Genomic DNA, 19,930 nt, shown 5'->3' on the forward strand with positions numbered 1-19,930 from the left:
TTCAAATGGCTTCAATTTCATTACAAAAAGGACAAAAAGTAGATTTAACAAAAACAAACCCTGGTTTAACTAATCTAATCGTTGGATTAGGATGGGATACAAACAAGTATGATGGTGGTGGAGACTTTGACTTAGACTCTTCAGTGTTTTTATTAGGTGCTAATGGCAAAGTGACTGCTCCAGAAGATTTTGTCTTCTATAATAATACAAAAGGTGCTGGCGGTGCTGTTGAGCATTCTGGCGATAACTTAACAGGTGCTGGAGATGGCGATGATGAAACGTCGAAAGTAGCATTAAATCAAATCCCAGCATCTATCGAAAGAGTTGCGTTTACAGTTACAATTCACGATGCTGAAGCGCGTCGTCAAAATTTTGGTATGGTATCAAATGCATTTATTCGTGTAGTGAATGCTGATACAAAAGAAGAAATCGTACGTTATGATTTAGGCGAAGATTTCAGTATAGAAACAGCGGTTGTTGTTGGTGAAATTTATCGTCACGGCGCAGAGTGGAAATTCAATGCGATTGGTGCAGGATACCAAGGTGGATTATCAGCACTTTGCAATGATTACGGTTTAGATGTGAACTAATCTTCTTTTAATTAAACTTAGAAAGGGTGTCTAGTGTGGTTATTCAACTAAGTAAAGGACAACGAATTGATTTAACAAAAAATGATCCTAGTTTAAAAAACATTGGAATCGGATTAGGCTGGGATGTAAAACAGTTTGATGGCGGACAAGATTTTGACCTAGATGCATCTGTGTTTTTATTAGATGCATCTGGCAAATGCCGTAACGAACAAGATTTTATCTTTTATAATAACCTAGTTAGTGCAGATCAATCCGTTACACATACAGGAGATAATCGTACAGGTGCAGGTGATGGTGACGATGAGAAAATACTAGTAGACTTAAGCAAAATCTCACCTCAAATCGATAAAATCGTAGTAACTGTTACAATTCATGAAGCAGACACTCGTCGCCAAAACTTCGGACAAGTATTAAATGCTTATGTTCGTTTATTAAATGAAGATTCGCAAAGTGAAGTACTGCGATATGATTTAGGTGAAGACTTCAGTATTGAAACAGCAGTAGTATTCTGTGAATTATACCGTCATAATAATGATTGGAAGTTTGCAGCAGTAGGTTCAGGATACCAAGGTGGCTTAGGAGCTTTAGTAAACGCATATGGACTACAATAAGTTCTGCTAATCGACATACAATTTAATATGTTTTTAACGGAGGAAGTCACTTGGAAATAATCAACGAAATATTGGGTACATACGCTCAATTCTTCAACTGGGAAATGTGGGGGGAAGTATTAAAAAGCCCTGAAGCATGGGGTTTAATCGGCTCTCTAGTTGTGATGGAGGGTTTATTGTCCGCAGATAATGCACTTGTATTAGCTGTACTAGTAAAGCATTTGCCTCCAGAACAAAGAAAAAAAGCACTTCTTTATGGAATGTTTGGTGCTTATATTTTCCGATTTTTATTTATAGGAATTGGTGTTTACCTTGTTAAATTCTCACTTGTTAAAGTTCTAGGTGCCTTGTATTTAGGGTGGATCGTCTATTCTCACTTCAAAAATAAAGGTGGAGAAGATGACGAGGCAAAAGAGTTTAAAAAGGAAAGCTGGACTGTACGTGTGTTTGGGTTATTCTGGGCAACCGTCATTTCAGTAGAGTTAATGGATATTGCATTCTCTATCGACTCAATTTTAGCTGCTTTTGCGATTTCTGACCAAGTATGGGTCCTATTACTAGGCGGTATTCTTGGAATTATAATGATGAGAACGATTGCTGGTGTATTCCTTACATTAATTGAAAAAGTTCCAGAGATGGAGACGACAGCCTTTGTATTAATCGCTATTATTGCGATTAAAATGTTTGCAGGAGTATTTGGTTTCCACATGGAGAATACAACTTTCTTCCTTATCTTAATTGTTGCTTTCTTAGGCACATTCATTGTACATTTCAGAAATAAGAAAAAGCTTGAAAATATGTAACACTAAGCATGAAGGCGTTCTATTAGTCGACTAATTTTAGACTCATAGAATGCCTTTTTCTATTAATTTGTAAGGCCATTTTAAATCGTTGGAGAGAACAATATGAGACATTTTGAAAATATGTTAGATACAATTTTCTATAAAGCACCAGAACATTTTACGAAATGGGACAATCCACAAGAGTTAGCCTATTCATTAGGTGCAACTTTATATATGCCCGGCACTTTACCGAAACTAGATGAAGTAATTCAAAATCGTAAATACAATGATTTGACTTCTCTAGTAATAGATTTAGAAGATGCTGTTGGTGACCATGATGTTGAAGATGCTGAAAAATTAGTTGTGTTGGCTTTGGATAGACTTTATGAAAAGTATTTACATGATACTTCTACAATAGAGGATATCCCTCTTGTTTTTATAAGAGTAAGAGATCCTAAGCAATTGCGTCGCTTAATGCAAGCAATGGGTCATAAACAAGTGGTATTAACAGGTTATGTTTTCCCTAAGTTTACTGTCGAAGTAGGACAAGAATTTTTTGCTTTATTAGCTGAAGCAAAGCTGCAACATAATCTAAAAATTTACGGTATGCCGATATTAGAAACACCAGATATTATTTATAAGGAACAAAGAGTAGAAAAATTGCTAGCGATTAAACAGTTATTAGATCGGTATCGTGAGCTCGTTTTAAATGTACGCATCGGTGCAACAGATTTCTGTGGTATATATGGTATTCGTCGAAGTGCTGATTCGACTATTTATGATGTTTCAATAATCCGTGATTGTATGGCTGACATCGTCAATGTGTTTAAGAGACAACCAGATCCTTATGTAATTTCTGGGCCTGTATGGGAATACTTTAGTCATGAGCGTGTCCTAAAACCATCGTTAAGGCAAACGCCTTTTATCAAAAACGATGCTGTAAGTGAGCGTCAGGCAATTTTAGATAAATATATAGATGGTTTAGTAAAAGAGGTATTGTTAGATAAACAAAATGGCATAGTAGGTAAGACGATTATCCACCCATCACATATTCGATATGTCCATGCGCTTTATGCTGTGACACATGAAGAATATTTGGATGCACTTAGTATCAAGAAGCATAATGATGGTTCTAAAGGAGTACTGAAGAGTCAATATGCTAATAAGATGAATGAGATGAAACCACATAGTTTTTGGGCAGAAGAAATTTTTATGAGAGCTAAATTCTTTGGTGTTTTAAATGAATCAGCTGATTTTGCAACATTTCTAATAAGTATGGATGGTGAATGAATTGATAAAGGATCAATATGAGCAACGATTACCTATTTTAGGTGACTATGAAATTACCGTAACATTAGATCATAATCCCTATCAATTTAAAGTAGAGGATTTATTTCAAATGGCGACACGCATTAATAAAAAGAGAGGCTTTCTTTTTGTCAGTAAAGTACTCGGAAAGCATTTGGCAGTTGAACCTCAAATGCCGTTATTAGTAGGTACATTACTAAGTATGCGATACATGAAAGAGACTTATGGTGAAATGCATGAGTTAGAAAATCTAGTAGTTCGTGCATTACGAGGTGAAGTAGATGTACAAGAAACGCTTGAGCAAGTGACAAAACTGCCGGTAAACTTACAACATCAGACACTTTTCATCGGTTTTGCTGAAACTGCTACGGCTTTAGGACATGCCGTTTTCCGTAACTTTAATTCAAATGCTACTTATATTCACACGACAAGAGAACTGATTAATGAACTTGAGCCGATTATCTGTTTTGAGGAGGAACACTCGCATGCAACAAGTCACCGAGTTTATTCCACAAACGAAGCGGTTTTTGAGCAAGCACAACGTATTGTTTTAGTGGATGATGAAATTACGACAGGTAATACAGTGATTAATATTATTAAGACATTAAATGAGCGCTTTCCACATATTAAGCATTACACGATTATGTCTATTTTAGATTGGCGTCCACAAGAAAAACAGGACATTTTTAATCAGTTAGAGCATGAGTGGGGCATTTCTATTCAGTTTATATCCATTGTGCAAGGTCACTTTACGTTACACGGAGCACCAGAACTAGTGGATAAAAAGCTAGAAAATGCAACACAAAATAAAGCTCGTATTCAAGTACTAGATACTAAATCGAATAATATCCTCCCATATACATCAACGGACGAGCGACAAAAAGTGAATAATGCGTCTTATTTACAAGGTACAGGTCGTTTTAGCTTAACTGCTGAAATGCACCATGAACTTGATAGCCAATTACTACAAATGGCAAAACAACTCACTACATTACGTACAACAGGTCCAGCTCTTGTAGTAGGAACCGGAGAATTTATGTATATCCCAATGCGAATAGCATCATTTATGGGGGCAGATGTTTATTTCCAATCATCGACACGTAGCCCAATTTACCCTTCTTTAGATGAAGGTTATACAATTTCGCAAAAATGGGCATTTGATAGCCCAGAGAATAATGGGGTTGTAAACTTCTTATATAATTTAGATACCTATCCATACACTGAACTTTTCCTTGTAGTAGAAAGAATAGTAAATAAAGCTGCTTTATCAGAGCTAATAGAGCAACTGGAAACCGTGAATATTGAGCAAATATATATCCTCGTGTTGAACTATGGGGAGGATACTGAATGAGTAACGTAAAATATATACCAGATCCAATAGGTAGCTATCAACCGGATGACTGTGTCTTTTTATTACGCGATTTAAGTAAGCAATCACTGGAAATGAGTAATGAGGAGCGTGAACGATTAATTCAATCAGGGACACACTATTCAGAAATGTTGCCTATTGAATATCAGCCTTCTAAAGAGTACTTAAAATTATTTCATCAAACGTTAGCAGCATATGCAAAGCGTATTGCTATTGCAGTAGGTGTTGTAGCAGAGCAAATAAATATGCAAAAAGGCCTTGAGAATTTAGTCCTTGTTAGTTTAGCAAGAGCGGGTACTCCTATTGGTGTATTGATTAAGCGTTATTTGCAAGAACATTATCATGAGAATATCCCGCATTATTCGATTTCAATCATACGTGGTAAAGGTTTCGATGAGACAGCCATCAGCTATATTTTAGAAAAGCATCCTGATGCTAATATTCAGTTTATCGATGGTTGGACAGGAAAAGGGGCGATCACAAAAGAGTTAGACCAATCATGTATGATTTATAACGAAAAGCATGGCACTCTAATTGAAAGTGACTTAGTGGTTCTGGCAGATCCAGGTCATTGTTCTTCATTATACGGGACAAGAGAGGACTTTTTGATTCCATCTGCGTGTTTAAACTCTACAGTTTCAGGATTGGTTAGTCGTACTATTTCAAATGACAATCTTTTGGAAAAAGAGGATTTTCATGGGGCTAAATTTTACCAAGAGTTGCAAGACGATGATGTTTCCAATTTATATGTTGATGAAATATCGGTATATTTTCAGCATATAGCTGATGAAGTACGAAGCATTCTGGTAGAGCGTCTGTTGGAAGATACAACGCCTACATGGCTTGGGATGAAAGCTGTTGAAGCTATTCAAAAAGAAATGGAAATACCTGATGTCAATCTCATAAAGCCTGGAATTGGAGAAACAACTAGAGTATTACTACGTCGTGTACCATGGAAAATTCTGATTAACCCCACATGTATTGATGATTTAGAACATGTATTATTATTAGCAAAAGACAAAAACATTCCAATTGAAGAATACCCTAATATGTCCTATTCATGTTGTGGACTCATTAAAAGGGTATAGAGGAGTTAATATGAAGATACTATTTACATCTGACTTAGACCGTACACTCATTTACTCAAATCATATGATGTCACTTTATCCTACTAACAGATCGAAAACGGCAGTAGAACGTAAAGCTGATGTAGAGACTAGTTGGATGTGTGACGAGACGAAGGAGTTACTAAAAGAAGTAAGAGAAAAGACATTATTTGTTCCAGTTACTACTCGTGCAAGGCACCAATATGAACGGATTCATTTCATACAAGAATTACATCCGCTTGTTGCGGTTACAAGTAATGGGGGGACTATATTAGAGAACGGTAAACCTGATCTCGTATGGGCAAAGCAGTTAAGGAAATCTATTGAAGATTCTTCGGTTCCAGATGAACAAATGCTACAAATTATGAATGATATAAAGTATGCCAATTGGATGGAGCGATCTTTATATATTGATGATTTATTTTATGTTAATCATGTTCATCTAGAAAATGTCCAACCGGTTGCTTTGCAACAACTAAAAGAGGAATTACATGAACTTGGATGGCATGTACTGTTACAAAAGAAAAAACTCTATATGATACCTAATGTCCTAACGAAAGAAGCAGCTGTGACGTATATCAAGAATAAATATAGCTTTGACTTTCATTTTGCAGCGGGCGACTCTATATTGGACTATAATATGCTAGCAATGGCAGACAGATCTTACACACCACTTCACGGTGATATGAAGGATAAAGAGCCCAAAAAACTAATTCAAACTCACTATTCAAACGAAAATGGAACAGCATTCACGAAAGAGCTATTACATGATGTTCTAGAGCATGTAAATCGTGTTACACTATAAGAGAAAATGAAATGCTATAAGTTCAAACACACTCTTTAAGGAAGGAGGAGTTTGTATGCGTAATATGCAAATTGAGCCTATATTACATAAGGATACAACAGATTGGCAAGCGCATTTTTTGGCGCCTTGCAAAGATAGAGCACTTTATGAATTGGATGATACTAGGTTTCGTTTTAGTCGAATTGCTGTACGTGTATTGGGTGTTCCTGTAGAGGAAGATGATTATTTTAATGCTCTATTTGATATGGCGAAAAATGACTCAGTCCATGTATTAAGCGAGAAATTAGATAAATATATTGATCCAAAGGACTTTCAAGCTGTGCAATCAATCTTAAAAACACATCAGGAAACGCCTAAAGGATTGTCTATTAATCGATTAGTTGCCTTGATGTATGGGCATCAATTAATCCCACAACATCCAAATACATTCATCAATAAGCATTTACAGTTAACCATGATTAACATCATTGAATTATTCAAAGAACAGCAAGCAGCGGGTTTACTATCAAATGAATTTAGACGGTTCTTAATCGATATGATTAAATGGCTTAAAAACCACTGGGCAAAATGGTCACAGTCATTAGATATCGGTGATGAATTTCCTAAAGTGGTTTGGTACGGGGAGTCGACTATTAGCCAGCGCTACTTTTTATTATTATTAATGGAGCTGGGTTGCGATGTTTTAGTTTTTTCTCCTACTGGGACAGATGAGTTTTCTGCGTTAGATCCTGATGAGAAGCTGTCTGTTGTCTATCGTTATGCGACGACAACAACATTGCAACCTTTTCCAGAGAAATTACGTGAACGACAAGCAACTGTTGGTTATCGCTCAAGTAAACATTTTGATAAGTTAATGCATGACCAACAATCTGGTGTATTTAAACCATGGCAGTTCAAAGAACATTTACCACGTTCTATTACATTGCGTACGACATATGATGATATTTTTATTTATGGCAATGAAAAAGCGATGGTGCGACCAGAGTTCAAAGTTGTAGGAGAGCAAATATATATTCCGGTTATTTTTGCGAAAATTGCTGGTATTTCAGTGGATCGTGAAGAATATTGGGAGAATATGCACAAGCTTATACAAGGTCCGAATAGCCAATTTGTTAAAGCATTCCCATATATGAAGAGCAGTAAAGCTAATTTTCAATTCCATTACAATCATTGTTTGGAGAATAATGAATTGTCGCCTGCGAAAATGATGGCGAGTGATTGGTGGCAATATGGTCAATTGCAGGAATCCATTCAGGTGGCAATTGCACATACTATCAAAGATTGCTGTGAAAATCCTTCGCTTCTACCTCTTGCGCATGAGAAAGAGATAGATTTACAGCTCTTTATGTTTAAAACAGCTACAATGATTCCGATTGAACTGTTACGATTACTCCAGAACTTTGATTATTCACAGGAAATTCCTCGACTCGTATTATACCTCTCTCAAATGGACGGGGAACTATCTCGAGAAGATGCAGCATTACTAGTCTTTTTAAATCGATTTGGTGTAGATATCATACTATATAATCCGACTGGTAAATTAGATATGGAAATGTATATGGAAAAAGATGTATTTGACATTCACTTACTTGAACATATGGTTTTTGACCAACCATATCAAGAGCCAAAATCTAAACCAAATTCAATAATAAAAAAATTCATCCATAAGTTTTTATAGCTTATGAGTAGGGAGAGAAAAAATGTCTGATTTAGTTGCCATTGAAAAAGATGGATTAAACGAACAAACAGCAAATGAAATGAAATTGCAATTACGTCAAGAACCTGAAGTCCAAAAAATCGTGAAGATGATAGACATTAGAAATCAAATCGATTTATTATCATTAGGTAAAGAACCGGCAATCAAACTGTCACGTTTCTCTGACCGAATTCTAGATACAATGACCGTATCTAAACTAGATCAATCGAGTGAATTGTTGAATCAGTTAGAAAAGCTAATGAATAAATTCGACAAAAATGAGTTAACAAAAGAGCCAGGCATGTTAGATAAAATTTTCAAACGTGCTAAGCAAAAAGTAGAAGCTCTTTTCAGTAAGTACAATACGCTTGGTAAAGAAATTGAAAAAATCCATGCGCAGTTTATGATTATTGAAGAGGAATTGAAAAGTAATAACCGTGATTTGGAAGGACTATATCAAGAAGATATAGAATATTACTTCGAGTTAGAGAAGTATATTGTGGCAGCTGAAATGAAGCTAGATGAAGTAAAAACGGCGTTAATTCCTGAATGTGAAGCACGTGTAAGTGGTGGAAACCAAATGGCGCGTATTGAGCTTGAAAACTTAAGAACAGTACAGGAATTATTAGAACGCAAAGTAGATGACCTTGAAAAAGCACGTATGGTAGCGGTTATCGCAGCACCTCAAATCAAAACAATGCAACGCGGAAATAATGATCTAATTGCTAAGATTAACAGTGCTTTTGTAACAACAATCCCAGTTTTCAAAATGGGTATTATAAATGCAGTCAATGCACGTCGTCAAAAGTTACATGCAGACTCTTTAAATGCATTTGAAGATCGCGCAAACCAAATGCTACAAGATGTAACAAGTGACATTATGCAACAAAGTGTAGACATCGCTCGTCGTTCTGGTAGCTCAAGTATCAAAATGGAAACGATTGAGAACATGTGGGATACTATTGTTACAGGTATTGACGAATACAAAGCAGTTAAACAAGAACAAGCAGTTCAGCGTGTAGAAGATAAAAAACGTCTAGAAGCTATTCGCGAAGATGCTAAGCGCGTTCTATCTAATGGCTAAACGTAAAAAAATAATAAAAAGCATTTCCGAAGAGACTAATATCTCAATGGAAATGCTTTTTTATTTTCCGGGAAATATTCAGTGCAATATTCGTCAAAATTTTCAATATAGCTGTTTTATATGTTAGAAAATCATTATATATGCTAATCGACTAATTAATAGTATTAATAAGAAACTTACTAAACTAAATAGTACAAGTATCCTTTTATCTGGAGTATTTTGCATCAAATTGCACTTCCACTTCATTTGTATTTTGGAACAAATAGCCGCTATAAGATTTTTTTATAACATGAATTAGACCAATAAGCATCATATTCGATAATAATGAACTACCACCATAACTAAGGAAAGGTAGTGTTACACCTGTCACAGGTAACAAACCAATCGTCATGCCGATATTTTGAAATACTTGAAACGTGAATAAGCCGATAATACCGGAAGCTAGTAGAAAGGTATATTGCTTTTTAGCATGTAAAGCATGAAAAACCATGCGATAAATTAATAAAAAGAACAATACAATTACAATGGATCCTCCGATAAACCCCATTTCTTCAGCAATTGTAGAGAATATAAAATCTGTATGTTTTTCAGGTACGTAGACGTTATTCTCTAAGTATCCTTTTCCGCCAAATAATCCAGAGCCGATCGCTAATAATCCCTGTTTTGTTTGAAAGGCAGAGTCACTATATTCAAATGGATGAAGCCAGCCGTTAATCCGAGAAACTTGGTGAGGTGACAAGTTACCTAAGATTTGTTCTGTATAGAAGCTATTAAATTTAAAGTAAATAATCACTAGAGCACTAATAATGATAGTAGGAATCAGTGTAATGATTACTAACAGTTGTTTTTTTATACCCGAAAAATAAATCATTGGAATTAGCATAGCCATATAAAGCATAATCATGCCTGTATCGGGTTGTTTATAAACGATTAGCATGGGTGGTATGACGACAATGCAGATTTTGACCAACAGCCATAGGTCAGTTATGTATGTTTGTTTAAATGCCTTTGTGTTATGTTTTTCAATGATTTGAGCGACGACGAGTAAAAATGCAAATTTTAAAAACTCAGAAGGTTGAAAAGTACCGATAAATTTTATTTGATACCATGATTTTGCTTTATTAATAGGTGCAGCTATACTGTCAGGTGCAAAAATTAACACAATTAATAATAGTACAATCAGAGCATAAAAATACCAAGAAATTTTCCTTAATTGTTCGAAATCTAAACTAGCAATTATGTACATGATTGCAAAGCCAATACAAAAGAAAATAATTTGCTTCACTATAAACGAACCACTATATTGGCCGAAATTAGTATTACTTGAATAGATAAATAAGCAACTAATAAACGCTAGTATTAATAAATATATATTTAATTGCCAATCCATTTGATTTTTCATTTCGCCCTCCTATTTTCCTTATTATGTAGAATTTAGAACGGTTACTAAGTTAAAAAGTTCCTAAAAATTACAATTATAGGTAGTAAGTGATTTTGATATATTAAACCATTTCTCATTTAACATTAATAGAGAAACGTTTGCCAATCTTGTTACAACTTTTGTGACTTTAAGACAGCACTTCTAATCCATAGTATAATAATGGAATTAGAATCGTAGGAGTATTGTTGCAACTAGAGGAGGGGAACTACTTGAAGACATGGAAGATAGTATTGTTGTTATTGATAACTTTAGTAGTTGTAAGTGCTTGTGGCAAAGAAGATAAGGCAAATGAGAATAAGAAAATAAAGATTCCAGATACCGAAGATTATCAATCACTATATGTTCAAGGTGTAAATAATGAGGGAGTTGGTACAGATTCCACTAGAAAAATAATTACGGACAAGAAAATAATTCAATCATTTATAGAAAAAGTAAATCTAATGGAAGTAATTGTGCCGAAATTAGAAGAGGATACTGAAAATGTAAAAGAACTTCATAATCAGGGGAACTATATTATTGCACTTTCTAAATCAACAGATTTGAGTGGGAAAACGTATAAATTATATGTATTAAAGGATGGAACTGTATTTTTCCAAGATCCTGTTAAAAAAGAAATGACTTATATGTCTGCAAAGAAAAACACTGCACTCTATAAAGAAGTGAAAGAATTATTAGCTATTGACTTTTAATAATAGGAACCAAAAAAGCTAGTACGCAATTTACGTACTAGCTTTTAGTCTTTAAATACCGAATTCTTTTTTGATCCAGTGATTTGCTTCTTGCCAGTTACTTACACGAATCACGCCATTTGGAATGGGTTCGCGGTTATAAGGAGCGTCGAATAATAGCACAGGGATGTCTAATTCCTCGTGAAGCTGAACAGCATTTGCATGCTTGTCCTCGAAAAAGGCATGTACATCGTATTCACGAGCTTTAATTGCTTTATTGACAGGTCCAACGATATCAATTTTGTCATATGGTACATTGAATTGTTTAAACCATTCGTAAGTGACATCTGTTGAATTGTCCTCGCGGGCTGTAATGTAATAAAGCTCAACATCTTTTTGCCAAGCAGATAAAATTGCTTGTGCATCTTGTTGAATAGGTGAAGCCATATAAATTTCTGGCTCATTTTCTCTAAACCACTTGAAAAACTCAACACTATCAACAGGGAACGCAGCCGTTAAGTCATATTGCGTTATATCAGTTAAGGCTAAATTGACATTAAAGGCTTTGTTGATATGAGGCAGAAGTGATTCTGGAGTCGTAACAGTACCGTCAATATCGATACCAAAACGGTAGTTTTTCTTCATTTCATTGCCCCCTGTATACTATGCTTTTGCGTTTTCAGCTTTTTCAGCATCTCTTTTTTTATAATATTCTTCAGCTAGTTTATCGATTTCGATTTTCAGCTCTTCAACCATCGTTTCTTCAGGTACTTTACGAACAGTTTTACCTTTCATAAATAGTAAACCTTCTCCGCGAGCACCAGCGATACCGATATCGGCTTCACGAGCTTCACCAGGGCCATTTACAGCGCAGCCTAGAACAGAAACTTTAAGTGGTGCTTTAATTGTTTGAAGATATTCTTCTACTTCGTTAGCAATTGAAATTAAGTCTATTTCAATACGACCACAAGTTGGGCATGAAATAAGTGTCGGAATGTCAGAAGCTAAACCGAATGTTTTTAATAGTTCACGTGCTACTTTTATTTCTTCAACAGGATCAGCGCTTAATGAAATACGCATTGTATTCCCGATACCCATGCTTAATATTGCGCCTAAACCAGCTGCTGATTTAATCGTACCAGAGAATAGTGTACCTGATTCAGTAATACCTAAGTGAAGTGGATAGTCAAATGCACGGGATGCTTTTTCATATGCTTCAATTGCTAGGTTTACATCAGATGCTTTCATAGAAACGATAATATCATGGAAATCTAAGTCTTCTAAGATTTTAATATGGTGTAAGGCACTTTCAACCATACCATCTGCAGTAGGGTAGCCATATTTTTCAAGGATTTTACGCTCTAATGAACCAGCGTTTACACCGATACGAATTGGTACGCCTTTTGCTTTAGCTGCATTTACAACAGCTTCTACTTTTTCTTTACGTCCAATGTTACCCGGGTTAATACGAATTTTATCAACACCAGCGTCGATTGCTTTTAAGGCTAATTTGTAGTCAAAGTGAATATCCGCTACTAATGGGATATGGATACGTTTCTTGATTTCAGCTAATGCATCAGCTGCTCGTTCATCTGGGCAAGCGACACGAACGATTTGACATCCAGCTTCTTCTAAACGAAGAATTTCTGCCACAGTTGCTTCTACATCATGTGTTTTAGTTGTTGTCATACTTTGTATAATTACTTCATTGCTTCCGCCAATTGTTAAGTCACCTACGCGAACTTTACGCGTTTTCGAACGGTGAACGATTTCATTCATGAAAACTCTCTCCTTCATAGGCTCAAAAATAAAGCCTTCACTGTACACTATTTTAGCAGTGTTCCAAAGAAAATGACAAGGAAGAAACATTAATTGTTTAATTTGTACATGAATGAGCGTTTTTTGTGCTGAATGGTAGTTGAATCAACTCACCAGGCTTAAAGGATTGTTTTAGTAAATGTGGATTTAGTTCATAAAAAAGTTCCAAGCGTTCTGAGAAGCTCATCGAACTTTCAGATGGATAAAGCGCAAACAGTGATTGTAGGTTATCACCGGGTATTGTACGAACCGTGATTGTTTTAATATCTGGAACATCAACACATGTTTCTTCAACAACTGGTTCTTTATAAAAAGCTGCTAGTGGAATTGTACCCTCTAGAAGATCGATTTTCAGGATAAAAGCAATAAATAGAATACCAAGTGCAGAAAAGAATATCTTCAAAAAAATCTCCCCCTTCGTTCAATATATGAACAAGAGAGAGATTCATTCGTATCAATTCTATTATTTTTTTATTTTTGGGTATTTCGTTATCGCACTTGCGATATAGGCTACGGTAATCACCAAAGAGATGATGGTCATAAATGTGCCATTTAAAGAAGTGAAAGATAGTATACTTGTTAGTATAGTAGAAAGAGTAGTAGCGAGTGCAGTTGTACGCCAAATATGGCGATATTCACCTCGATGTCCCATCATTTTCAATAATATAAATCCTATAAAGCCATAAATACTTATTCGTAGAAAAGTTAAAAAAGTAGTAATGGTGAATAAGAAGACGAAAGCAAACGGATATATTAACCATTTAATATCATCTAGGTATTCTTTTAGACCTTCAAGCTGCGATGTGTCAACGCTTGAACCCACACCCGTTAGGAACTGGATAAAAGAAATTACAGTGATAAAAGTGATTAATATAAAGACGTATTGAATCAATTTACCAATAGGTAGCATTCGGTATGCAGCTAGTTTTTTGGGATGTAAAATACTGTCTAGAAATAATTGATAATGTTTAATTTTCATAATATGATATGCTCCTTCTATGTTATATTACCATGAGTTAGTAACACTTAGTAATTGTCGGCATTGTGAACAATTACACTTTATTGAAAGTGGCTATATTAAACGATTGTAAATTTTTTATAGAATAACTTACAATTTGATTACATTTTCTTCATAATAAAGCTGAGCTTAATAGTAATGCAGGGAGTTGACAGCAGTTGAGTCTGAATTGGCAAGATATGCTCTTCCAGTTCTTTGGGGGATTAGGACTATTTTTATTTTCTATTAAATATATGGGTGATGGCTTACAAAAATTAACAGGAGATCGCCTTCGTGATATATTAGATCGCTATACAACAAATCCAATGATGGGCGTACTAGTCGGCATATTAGTAACTGTACTTATTCAATCAAGCTCTGGTACAACTGTCATTACAGTTGGACTTGTTAGCGCAGGCTTTATGACGCTACGTCAAGCAATAGGCGTTATTATGGGTGCCAACATAGGAACGACATTTACTGCATTTATCATTGGCTTTGATATTGGTCAATTTGCATATCCAGTCTTAGCTATTGGCGCATTTCTATTATTTTTCTTTAAGAAAAATAGTATTCAAAATATCGGACAAATTGTCTTTGGTCTGGGAGGATTATTTGTTGGCTTGGAACTTATGAGTAAGGGGATGAAACCTTTACAAGAGCTACCATCATTTATCGATATGGCTTTACGTATTAGCGAACATTCTTTACTAGGGGTCATTTTAGGTGCATTGGTAACATTAATCATTCAGAGCTCTAGTGCCACAGTTGGTATTTTGCAAGGGTTGTACGGAGAAGGATTGATGCCGCTTCACGGGGCGTTACCGATTTTGTTTGGTGATAATATCGGAACGACAATAACGGCTGTATTAGCATCTATTGGTGCATCAGTAGCCGCACGTCGAGCAGCAGCGATGCATGTATTATTCAATGTCGTTGGAACGATTATTTTCCTATTAATTTTACCTCAATTTACGCTTTATATAGAATGGTTAGCAGGTGTCGCAGGATTAGAACCAAAAATGCAGATTGCATTTGCACACGGCTCATTTAATGTAGTGAATACAATGATTCAATTACCGTTAATTGGTTTGTGGGCATATGTTGTGACGAAGCTCATACCTGGTGAGGATTCTCCTATTGAATATAAACCAAGAAGTTTAGATCCGCATTTTATTGAAGCATCACCTGCTATTGCTATTGGACAAGCGAAAGAAGAAGTTTTACGCATGGGTGAATATAGTATTCGAGGGTTAGAAGAGACATTCGAATATTTGAAAACAAATGATAAAAAGAATGCTACAAAGGTTTTACATTATGAAGAAGCAATCAATAGCTTAGATCAGAAAATCACTGATTATTTAGTGAAAGTTTCTGTACAACCATTGTCAGATACAGATTCTACTAGACACCATATTTTACTAGAAAATGTCCGCGATATTGAGAGAATTGGAGATCATTTTGAGAATATCGTGGAGTTAATAGACTACAAAGCCGTGAATGGGGTACAGTTGAGTGAACCTGCTATAAACGATTTAAGTGAAATGTTTACATTAACAATTGAAACAGTTCAAAAGGCTATTCTGACATTGGATACAACTGACCATGGAATGGCAATTGAAGTGACAAAAAAGGAAGAGCTTATTGATCAAATGGAGCGAACTTTTAGGAAAAAACATATTCATCGATTAAATCTTGGCCAATGTTCAGCACATTCGGGTATAGTCTTTACAGATATCGTTAGTAACTTAGAACGTATAGGTGATCACGCTGTTAATATCGCAGAAGCTATTTTACAAAAACATTAAGGAGGGATTCTATGGATGTAATCGCATGGATACTAATAATTTTAAGTTTTATTATTGCGTTTGTTGGGCTTGTATATCCTATTATTCCGTCAGTACTATTTATATTGCTAGGGTTTATCCTATATGGAGCATTTTATAGCTTTGGAGATTTACCTTGGTGGTTCTGGGTAATTCAAATTTTATTTGTTGCATTATTATTCGGAGCAGATACATTAGCAAATGCTTTTGGCGTGAAAAAATTTGGTGGTTCAAATGCAGGGATGTGGGGAAGTACAATAGGTTTATTAATCGGACCATTTGTCATTCCTATTGCTGGCATACTGCTCGGACCTTTTTTGGGAGCAGTGCTAGCAGAGTTAATAGTTAATAGAAGTAGTGTAAAACAAGCGATTCGAACTGGAATCGGTTCACTCGTCGGGTTCTTAACTTCTATTATTACGAAGGGAATTATCCAAATAATAATGATTGTTATATTTGTTATTGTGATATAAATTGCTTGATAAATTAATAGATTTTCAGTCAAAAGGCTGAAATCCAGTGATTTAGTTAATAATGTTTGAATGAATGCTGTTATTTTGATAACCTAAGAATGTAATTAATACTTATTAATCCTGAGGAGGAAAATTAATCATGGCTTTTGAATTACCAAAATTACCTTATGCATATGATGCACTAGAACCACATATCGACGCAACTACAATGGAAATTCACCACACTAAACATCACAATACTTATGTTCAAGGCATAAATGCTGCTCTAGAAGGCAAATCAGAATTCGAAGGGAAATCAGTTGAAGAAATTATTGCTAATTTAGATGCTGTTCCTGAAGAAATTCGTACTGCTGTACGCAACCACGGTGGCGGTCACTCTAACCACTCATTATTCTGGGAATCTTTAGCTGCAAATGCAGGTGGAGCTCCAACTGGCGAATTAGCAGCTGCAATTGATGCTAAATTCGGTAGCTTTGACGCTTTCAAAGAACAATTCGATAATGCTGCTAAAACTCGCTTCGGTTCAGGCTGGGCTTGGTTATCAGTTGCTAACGGCGAATTAGAAATCTCTTCAACTCCAAACCAAGATTCACCGATCATGGAAGGTAAAACTCCATTATTAGGTCTAGATGTTTGGGAGCATGCTTACTACTTAAACTACCAAAACCGTCGTCCTGACTACATCGGCGCTTTCTGGAATGTAGTAAACTGGGATAAAGTTGCAGAACGTTTTGCAGCTGCAAAATAATCTATTTTAAATGCAACAAAGCACGTACCTTTGACGTCAAAAAGGTACGTGCTTTTTTTATGGTAAAAGAATACATAAGTTGACCTGTAAAGTTTGTAATTTGTACTTTTATTCTCTTTTTCCAAAAATAGAGCACTTCATTATTTTCGTATAAAATAGAAATCAATTAGACTATTTTTCGACATGACTACGGTGTGTTTTTGTGCTGAAAATGATATACTACTAATTGTGAATAAAGCGGAAGGGGGGACATTGCATGCGCAAAAAAAATCCATCTAAAAAGAAACGTGCAGCTAGTGTCAAAGCAAAACAGCGTGCAAATCTTTCGTTTCGAATGAATATACTTTTCTTTTCAATTTTCCTTTTGTTTTCTCTTTTGATTTTGCGTTTAGGGTATATGCAAATCGTTAAAGGTGAAGAATATGTGAGAGAATTAGCGCGAACTGACGAAGTAACGGTAAATTCTAGCGTTCCTCGTGGCCGTATTTATGATAGACAGGGCCGTGTTTTAGTTGATAATGAACCAAAGAATGCGATTACTTATACAAAACTACAATCGACAACAACGAAAGAGATGTTGGAAACTGCAAATAAACTCGCAAAACTCATTAAAATGGATACGAAACCTATCACGGATCGAGATAAAAGAGACTTTTGGATAACGCTCAACAAAGAAAAGGCTTATGCAAAAGTAAGTGAAAAAGAACAGAAAGACATTAACAATGATTCAGAACTAGAACAGAAAGAAAAGCAGGCAGAGCTAGATAAATTAGTGCGTGACCGAATTACTAATGATGAATTAAGAGAATTAACAAAGAAAGATTTACAAGTGTTAGCTATTTATCGATTAATGGCTGCAGGTTATTATTTATCACCACAAATTATTAAAAGTGATAATGTAACGAATAAAGAATTTGCAATCGTATCAGAGAATTTAACAGAGCTACCTGGTGTAAATACTACTACAGATTGGGCTCGTGTGAAAAAATCTGCATTAAGTATTTTAGGTTCAACGACAACACCAAGGGAAGGAATTCCAAAAAATTTGGTGGACTATTATTTGGCACGTGATTATTCTCGAAATGATCGTGTCGGTAAAAGTTATATTGAACAACAGTATGAAGAGATATTACAAGGCCAAAAAGCCGTTGTCAAAAATGCTACAAACGGCAAAGGGCAAGTTGTAGATACAGTAACTACATCTGAAGGTTCTCCTGGAAAAGAATTAATTCTTACGATTGACAGTGAATTACAAGAAAGCCTTGATAAGATTGTGGAAGAACAATTGCTATTTGCTAAATCACAAGCAGGTTCTTCGTTACTAGATCGAGCTTTTCTTGTTATGATGAATCCAAACACAGGTGAAATTTTATCGATGGTTGGTAAAAAACTCGACACAGATGATAATGGGAAAATGACAATTAATGACTACGCTATTGGTTCATTTACATCTGCTTATGAAGCAGGTTCTGTTATTAAACCAGCAACACTTTTAACGGGTTATTCGTTAAATGCAATTACTCCAAATGAAGTTCTAATAGACGAACCAATCAAAATTTTAGGTACTGAACCCAAAAAATCCATTTTTAATCCAGGTGGTAGAATTTCAATGGATGGTTTAACTGCTTTAGAGAGATCTTCCAACGTATATATGTTTAAAACAGCGATGAAAATTGCAGGTGTAAACTATGTGCCAAATGCGGGATTACGAGTGACATTAGAGGATTTTACAAAAATTCGTAATTCATATGCACAGTTTGGCTTAGGAGTAAAAACAGGTATAGATTTACCTGGAGAATTTGAAGGATTTAAAGGAAATGAAACAATTTCAGGTAAATTACTTGACTTAGTAATTGGTCAGTATGATACTTTTACTCCCCTTCAATTAGCTCAATATGTCTCAACTATTGCTAATGGAGGTAAACGAATTCAACCACATTTGGCGAAAGAAATTCGAGAGCCATCTGTTGATGGTAAAACATTAGGGCCAATCGTAACAGAACTTGGACCTACAATTTTAAATACGATTGACAATACTAAATCAGAAATAGATTATGTTAAGAGCGGAATGCATCGTGTTTATTTTGGAAATCAAGGGACAGGAGCTTCTTACTTCCGGGATGCGAAGTTTAATGCGGCAGGTAAAACAGGTACGGCAGAGGCTGTCTATTATGGGCCAAAGAAAAGTGCATACGGAACACAAACGTTAAGTATCACTCATGTTGGCTTTGCTCCTTATGATAATCCTGAAATTGCATATGCAGTAGTTGTACCGTGGGTTACAACAGGTACAAACTATACAGCTATCAATAACATCATTGCTCGCCAGGCTGTTGACAAATACTTTGAAATCCAAAAGAAAAATACGAAAAAGGCAAAACAAAAAGTAGGAGAAAAAATTAAAAAGCCTATTACAAAAGAGCAGATCGATGAAGAAGATGCGCAAAAAATGGGTACTCAATAAAATGACTTTCTTCTATTAAAATAGTTAAACGCCTCACATTGTACAAAATACAATGTGAGGCGTTTTTTGTATACATTATTACAGAAAACGACAGCGATTTACAAAGCATTTACAATACCTTTATATAACCTTACATTACATTTA

19 protein-coding genes are annotated in these 19,930 nt (G+C 35.3%); 14 read left to right on the forward strand and 5 right to left on the reverse strand.

Features of this window, described 5'->3' with window-relative positions; translation table 11 throughout:
- Nucleotides 1–5: 5 nt before the first annotated feature.
- The 9 genes from BK137_RS06050 (at nucleotide 6) to BK137_RS06090 (ending at nucleotide 9,351) form a co-directional block, all read left to right on the forward strand.
- Nucleotides 6–590 (forward strand): TerD family protein, encoded by a 585-nt coding sequence (locus BK137_RS06050; protein ID WP_038186915.1) that lies wholly within the window; start codon nucleotides 6–8, stop codon nucleotides 588–590.
- A 35-nt stretch (nucleotides 591–625) separates the two neighbouring features.
- Nucleotides 626–1,201 carry a TerD family protein gene (locus BK137_RS06055; RefSeq protein ID WP_038186902.1) on the forward strand — a complete coding sequence of 192 codons (576 nt, stop codon included), beginning with the start codon at nucleotides 626–628 and terminating at the stop codon, nucleotides 1,199–1,201.
- 50 nt (nucleotides 1,202–1,251) lie between these two features.
- Complete coding sequence (locus tag BK137_RS06060) at nucleotides 1,252–2,004, forward strand: TerC family protein (RefSeq protein ID WP_038186886.1); 753 nt, start codon at nucleotides 1,252–1,254, stop codon at nucleotides 2,002–2,004.
- Nucleotides 2,005–2,106: 102 nt separating this feature from the next.
- Nucleotides 2,107–3,273 carry an HpcH/HpaI aldolase/citrate lyase family protein gene (locus BK137_RS06065; protein ID WP_038186883.1) on the forward strand — a complete coding sequence of 389 codons (1,167 nt, stop codon included), beginning with the start codon at nucleotides 2,107–2,109 and terminating at the stop codon, nucleotides 3,271–3,273.
- Between the two features lies 1 nt (nucleotide 3,274).
- Nucleotides 3,275–4,642: a phosphoribosyltransferase family protein gene (locus BK137_RS06070; protein ID WP_235175755.1), complete on the forward strand. Its 1,368-nt coding sequence runs from the start codon at nucleotides 3,275–3,277 to the stop codon at nucleotides 4,640–4,642.
- Nucleotides 4,639–5,748, forward strand: coding sequence for a cysteine protease StiP family protein (locus BK137_RS06075; protein WP_038186882.1), 1,110 nt, complete (start codon nucleotides 4,639–4,641; stop codon nucleotides 5,746–5,748). Before BK137_RS06070 ends, BK137_RS06075 begins: the two co-directional genes overlap by 4 nt.
- A 10-nt stretch (nucleotides 5,749–5,758) precedes the next feature.
- A complete protein-coding gene (locus tag BK137_RS06080; RefSeq protein ID WP_038186879.1) occupies nucleotides 5,759–6,571 on the forward strand; it encodes an HAD family hydrolase in 813 nt (270 codons plus the stop codon).
- 55 nt (nucleotides 6,572–6,626) lie between these two features.
- Nucleotides 6,627–8,249: a YceG family protein gene (locus tag BK137_RS06085; RefSeq protein WP_038186877.1), complete on the forward strand. Its 1,623-nt coding sequence runs from the start codon at nucleotides 6,627–6,629 to the stop codon at nucleotides 8,247–8,249.
- A 22-nt stretch (nucleotides 8,250–8,271) separates the two neighbouring features.
- Nucleotides 8,272–9,351 (forward strand): toxic anion resistance protein, encoded by a 1,080-nt coding sequence (locus BK137_RS06090; protein ID WP_038186874.1) that lies wholly within the window; start codon nucleotides 8,272–8,274, stop codon nucleotides 9,349–9,351.
- Nucleotides 9,352–9,556: 205 nt separating this feature from the next.
- Here the strand turns inward: BK137_RS06090 and BK137_RS06095 are convergent, their stop codons facing one another.
- Nucleotides 9,557–10,753, reverse strand: a complete 1,197-nt coding sequence (locus BK137_RS06095) for an FtsW/RodA/SpoVE family cell cycle protein (protein ID WP_038186870.1) — start codon at nucleotides 10,751–10,753, stop codon at nucleotides 9,557–9,559.
- Nucleotides 10,754–11,001: 248 nt separating this feature from the next.
- Between BK137_RS06095 and BK137_RS06100 the strand changes: the two genes are divergently transcribed.
- Nucleotides 11,002–11,481: a hypothetical protein gene (locus tag BK137_RS06100; RefSeq protein ID WP_038186867.1), complete on the forward strand. Its 480-nt coding sequence runs from the start codon at nucleotides 11,002–11,004 to the stop codon at nucleotides 11,479–11,481.
- A gap of 51 nt (nucleotides 11,482–11,532) precedes the next feature.
- Here the strand turns inward: BK137_RS06100 and BK137_RS06105 are convergent, their stop codons facing one another.
- From BK137_RS06105 to BK137_RS06120, 4 genes are all read right to left on the reverse strand, one after another.
- Nucleotides 11,533–12,105 carry a 5' nucleotidase, NT5C type gene (locus tag BK137_RS06105; protein WP_038186864.1) on the reverse strand — a complete coding sequence of 191 codons (573 nt, stop codon included), beginning with the start codon at nucleotides 12,103–12,105 and terminating at the stop codon, nucleotides 11,533–11,535.
- 18 nt (nucleotides 12,106–12,123) lie between these two features.
- On the reverse strand, nucleotides 12,124–13,239 hold the full coding sequence (gene ispG / locus BK137_RS06110; protein ID WP_038186861.1) for a flavodoxin-dependent (E)-4-hydroxy-3-methylbut-2-enyl-diphosphate synthase: 1,116 nt from the start codon (nucleotides 13,237–13,239) through the stop codon (nucleotides 12,124–12,126).
- A gap of 97 nt (nucleotides 13,240–13,336) precedes the next feature.
- On the reverse strand, nucleotides 13,337–13,681 hold the full coding sequence (locus BK137_RS06115) for a hypothetical protein (RefSeq protein WP_038186858.1): 345 nt from the start codon (nucleotides 13,679–13,681) through the stop codon (nucleotides 13,337–13,339).
- Between the two features lie 60 nt (nucleotides 13,682–13,741).
- Complete coding sequence (locus BK137_RS06120; RefSeq protein ID WP_038186855.1) at nucleotides 13,742–14,257, reverse strand: DUF1189 family protein; 516 nt, start codon at nucleotides 14,255–14,257, stop codon at nucleotides 13,742–13,744.
- Between the two features lie 218 nt (nucleotides 14,258–14,475).
- Here BK137_RS06120 and BK137_RS06125 point away from each other — a divergent pair, with 218 nt between their 5' ends.
- The 4 genes from BK137_RS06125 to BK137_RS06140 all read left to right on the forward strand — a co-directional run bounded on the left by BK137_RS06125 (nucleotide 14,476) and on the right by BK137_RS06140 (nucleotide 19,786).
- Nucleotides 14,476–16,083, forward strand: coding sequence for a Na/Pi cotransporter family protein (locus BK137_RS06125; RefSeq protein WP_179078250.1), 1,608 nt, complete (start codon nucleotides 14,476–14,478; stop codon nucleotides 16,081–16,083).
- 11 nt (nucleotides 16,084–16,094) lie between these two features.
- Nucleotides 16,095–16,574 (forward strand): DUF456 domain-containing protein, encoded by a 480-nt coding sequence (locus tag BK137_RS06130; protein ID WP_038186850.1) that lies wholly within the window; start codon nucleotides 16,095–16,097, stop codon nucleotides 16,572–16,574.
- A gap of 139 nt (nucleotides 16,575–16,713) precedes the next feature.
- On the forward strand, nucleotides 16,714–17,322 hold the full coding sequence (locus BK137_RS06135) for a superoxide dismutase (protein ID WP_038186848.1): 609 nt from the start codon (nucleotides 16,714–16,716) through the stop codon (nucleotides 17,320–17,322).
- Nucleotides 17,323–17,578: 256 nt separating this feature from the next.
- Entirely contained in the window at nucleotides 17,579–19,786 is a 2,208-nt protein-coding gene (locus BK137_RS06140; RefSeq protein ID WP_038186846.1) for a peptidoglycan D,D-transpeptidase FtsI family protein, read from the forward strand.
- Nucleotides 19,787–19,930 lie beyond the last annotated feature (144 nt).

The sequence above is a fragment of the Viridibacillus arenosi genome, from assembly GCF_001955655.1.
Classification (GTDB): domain Bacteria; phylum Bacillota; class Bacilli; order Bacillales_A; family Planococcaceae; genus Viridibacillus; species Viridibacillus arenosi.

Bases quoted from the DNA above. Each gene is read 5' to 3' on its own strand.
- BK137_RS06095 (WP_038186870.1), bottom strand. From the start codon at position 10,753: ATGAAAAATCAAATGGATTGGCAATTAAATATATATTTATTAATACTA.
- BK137_RS06140 (WP_038186846.1), top strand. From the start codon at position 17,579: ATGCGCAAAAAAAATCCATCTAAAAAGAAACGTGCAGCTAGTGTCAAA.
- BK137_RS06135 (WP_038186848.1), top strand. From the start codon at position 16,714: ATGGCTTTTGAATTACCAAAATTACCTTATGCATATGATGCACTAGAA.
- BK137_RS06090 (WP_038186874.1), top strand. From the start codon at position 8,272: ATGTCTGATTTAGTTGCCATTGAAAAAGATGGATTAAACGAACAAACA.
- BK137_RS06085 (WP_038186877.1), top strand. From the start codon at position 6,627: ATGCGTAATATGCAAATTGAGCCTATATTACATAAGGATACAACAGAT.
- BK137_RS06080 (WP_038186879.1), top strand. From the start codon at position 5,759: ATGAAGATACTATTTACATCTGACTTAGACCGTACACTCATTTACTCA.
- BK137_RS06120 (WP_038186855.1), bottom strand. From the start codon at position 14,257: ATGAAAATTAAACATTATCAATTATTTCTAGACAGTATTTTACATCCC.
- BK137_RS06075 (WP_038186882.1), top strand. From the start codon at position 4,639: ATGAGTAACGTAAAATATATACCAGATCCAATAGGTAGCTATCAACCG.
- BK137_RS06065 (WP_038186883.1), top strand. From the start codon at position 2,107: ATGAGACATTTTGAAAATATGTTAGATACAATTTTCTATAAAGCACCA.
- BK137_RS06130 (WP_038186850.1), top strand. From the start codon at position 16,095: ATGGATGTAATCGCATGGATACTAATAATTTTAAGTTTTATTATTGCG.
- BK137_RS06125 (WP_179078250.1), top strand. From the start codon at position 14,476: ATGCTCTTCCAGTTCTTTGGGGGATTAGGACTATTTTTATTTTCTATT.
- BK137_RS06105 (WP_038186864.1), bottom strand. From the start codon at position 12,105: ATGAAGAAAAACTACCGTTTTGGTATCGATATTGACGGTACTGTTACG.
- BK137_RS06050 (WP_038186915.1), top strand. From the start codon at position 6: ATGGCTTCAATTTCATTACAAAAAGGACAAAAAGTAGATTTAACAAAA.
- ispG (WP_038186861.1), bottom strand. From the start codon at position 13,239: ATGAATGAAATCGTTCACCGTTCGAAAACGCGTAAAGTTCGCGTAGGT.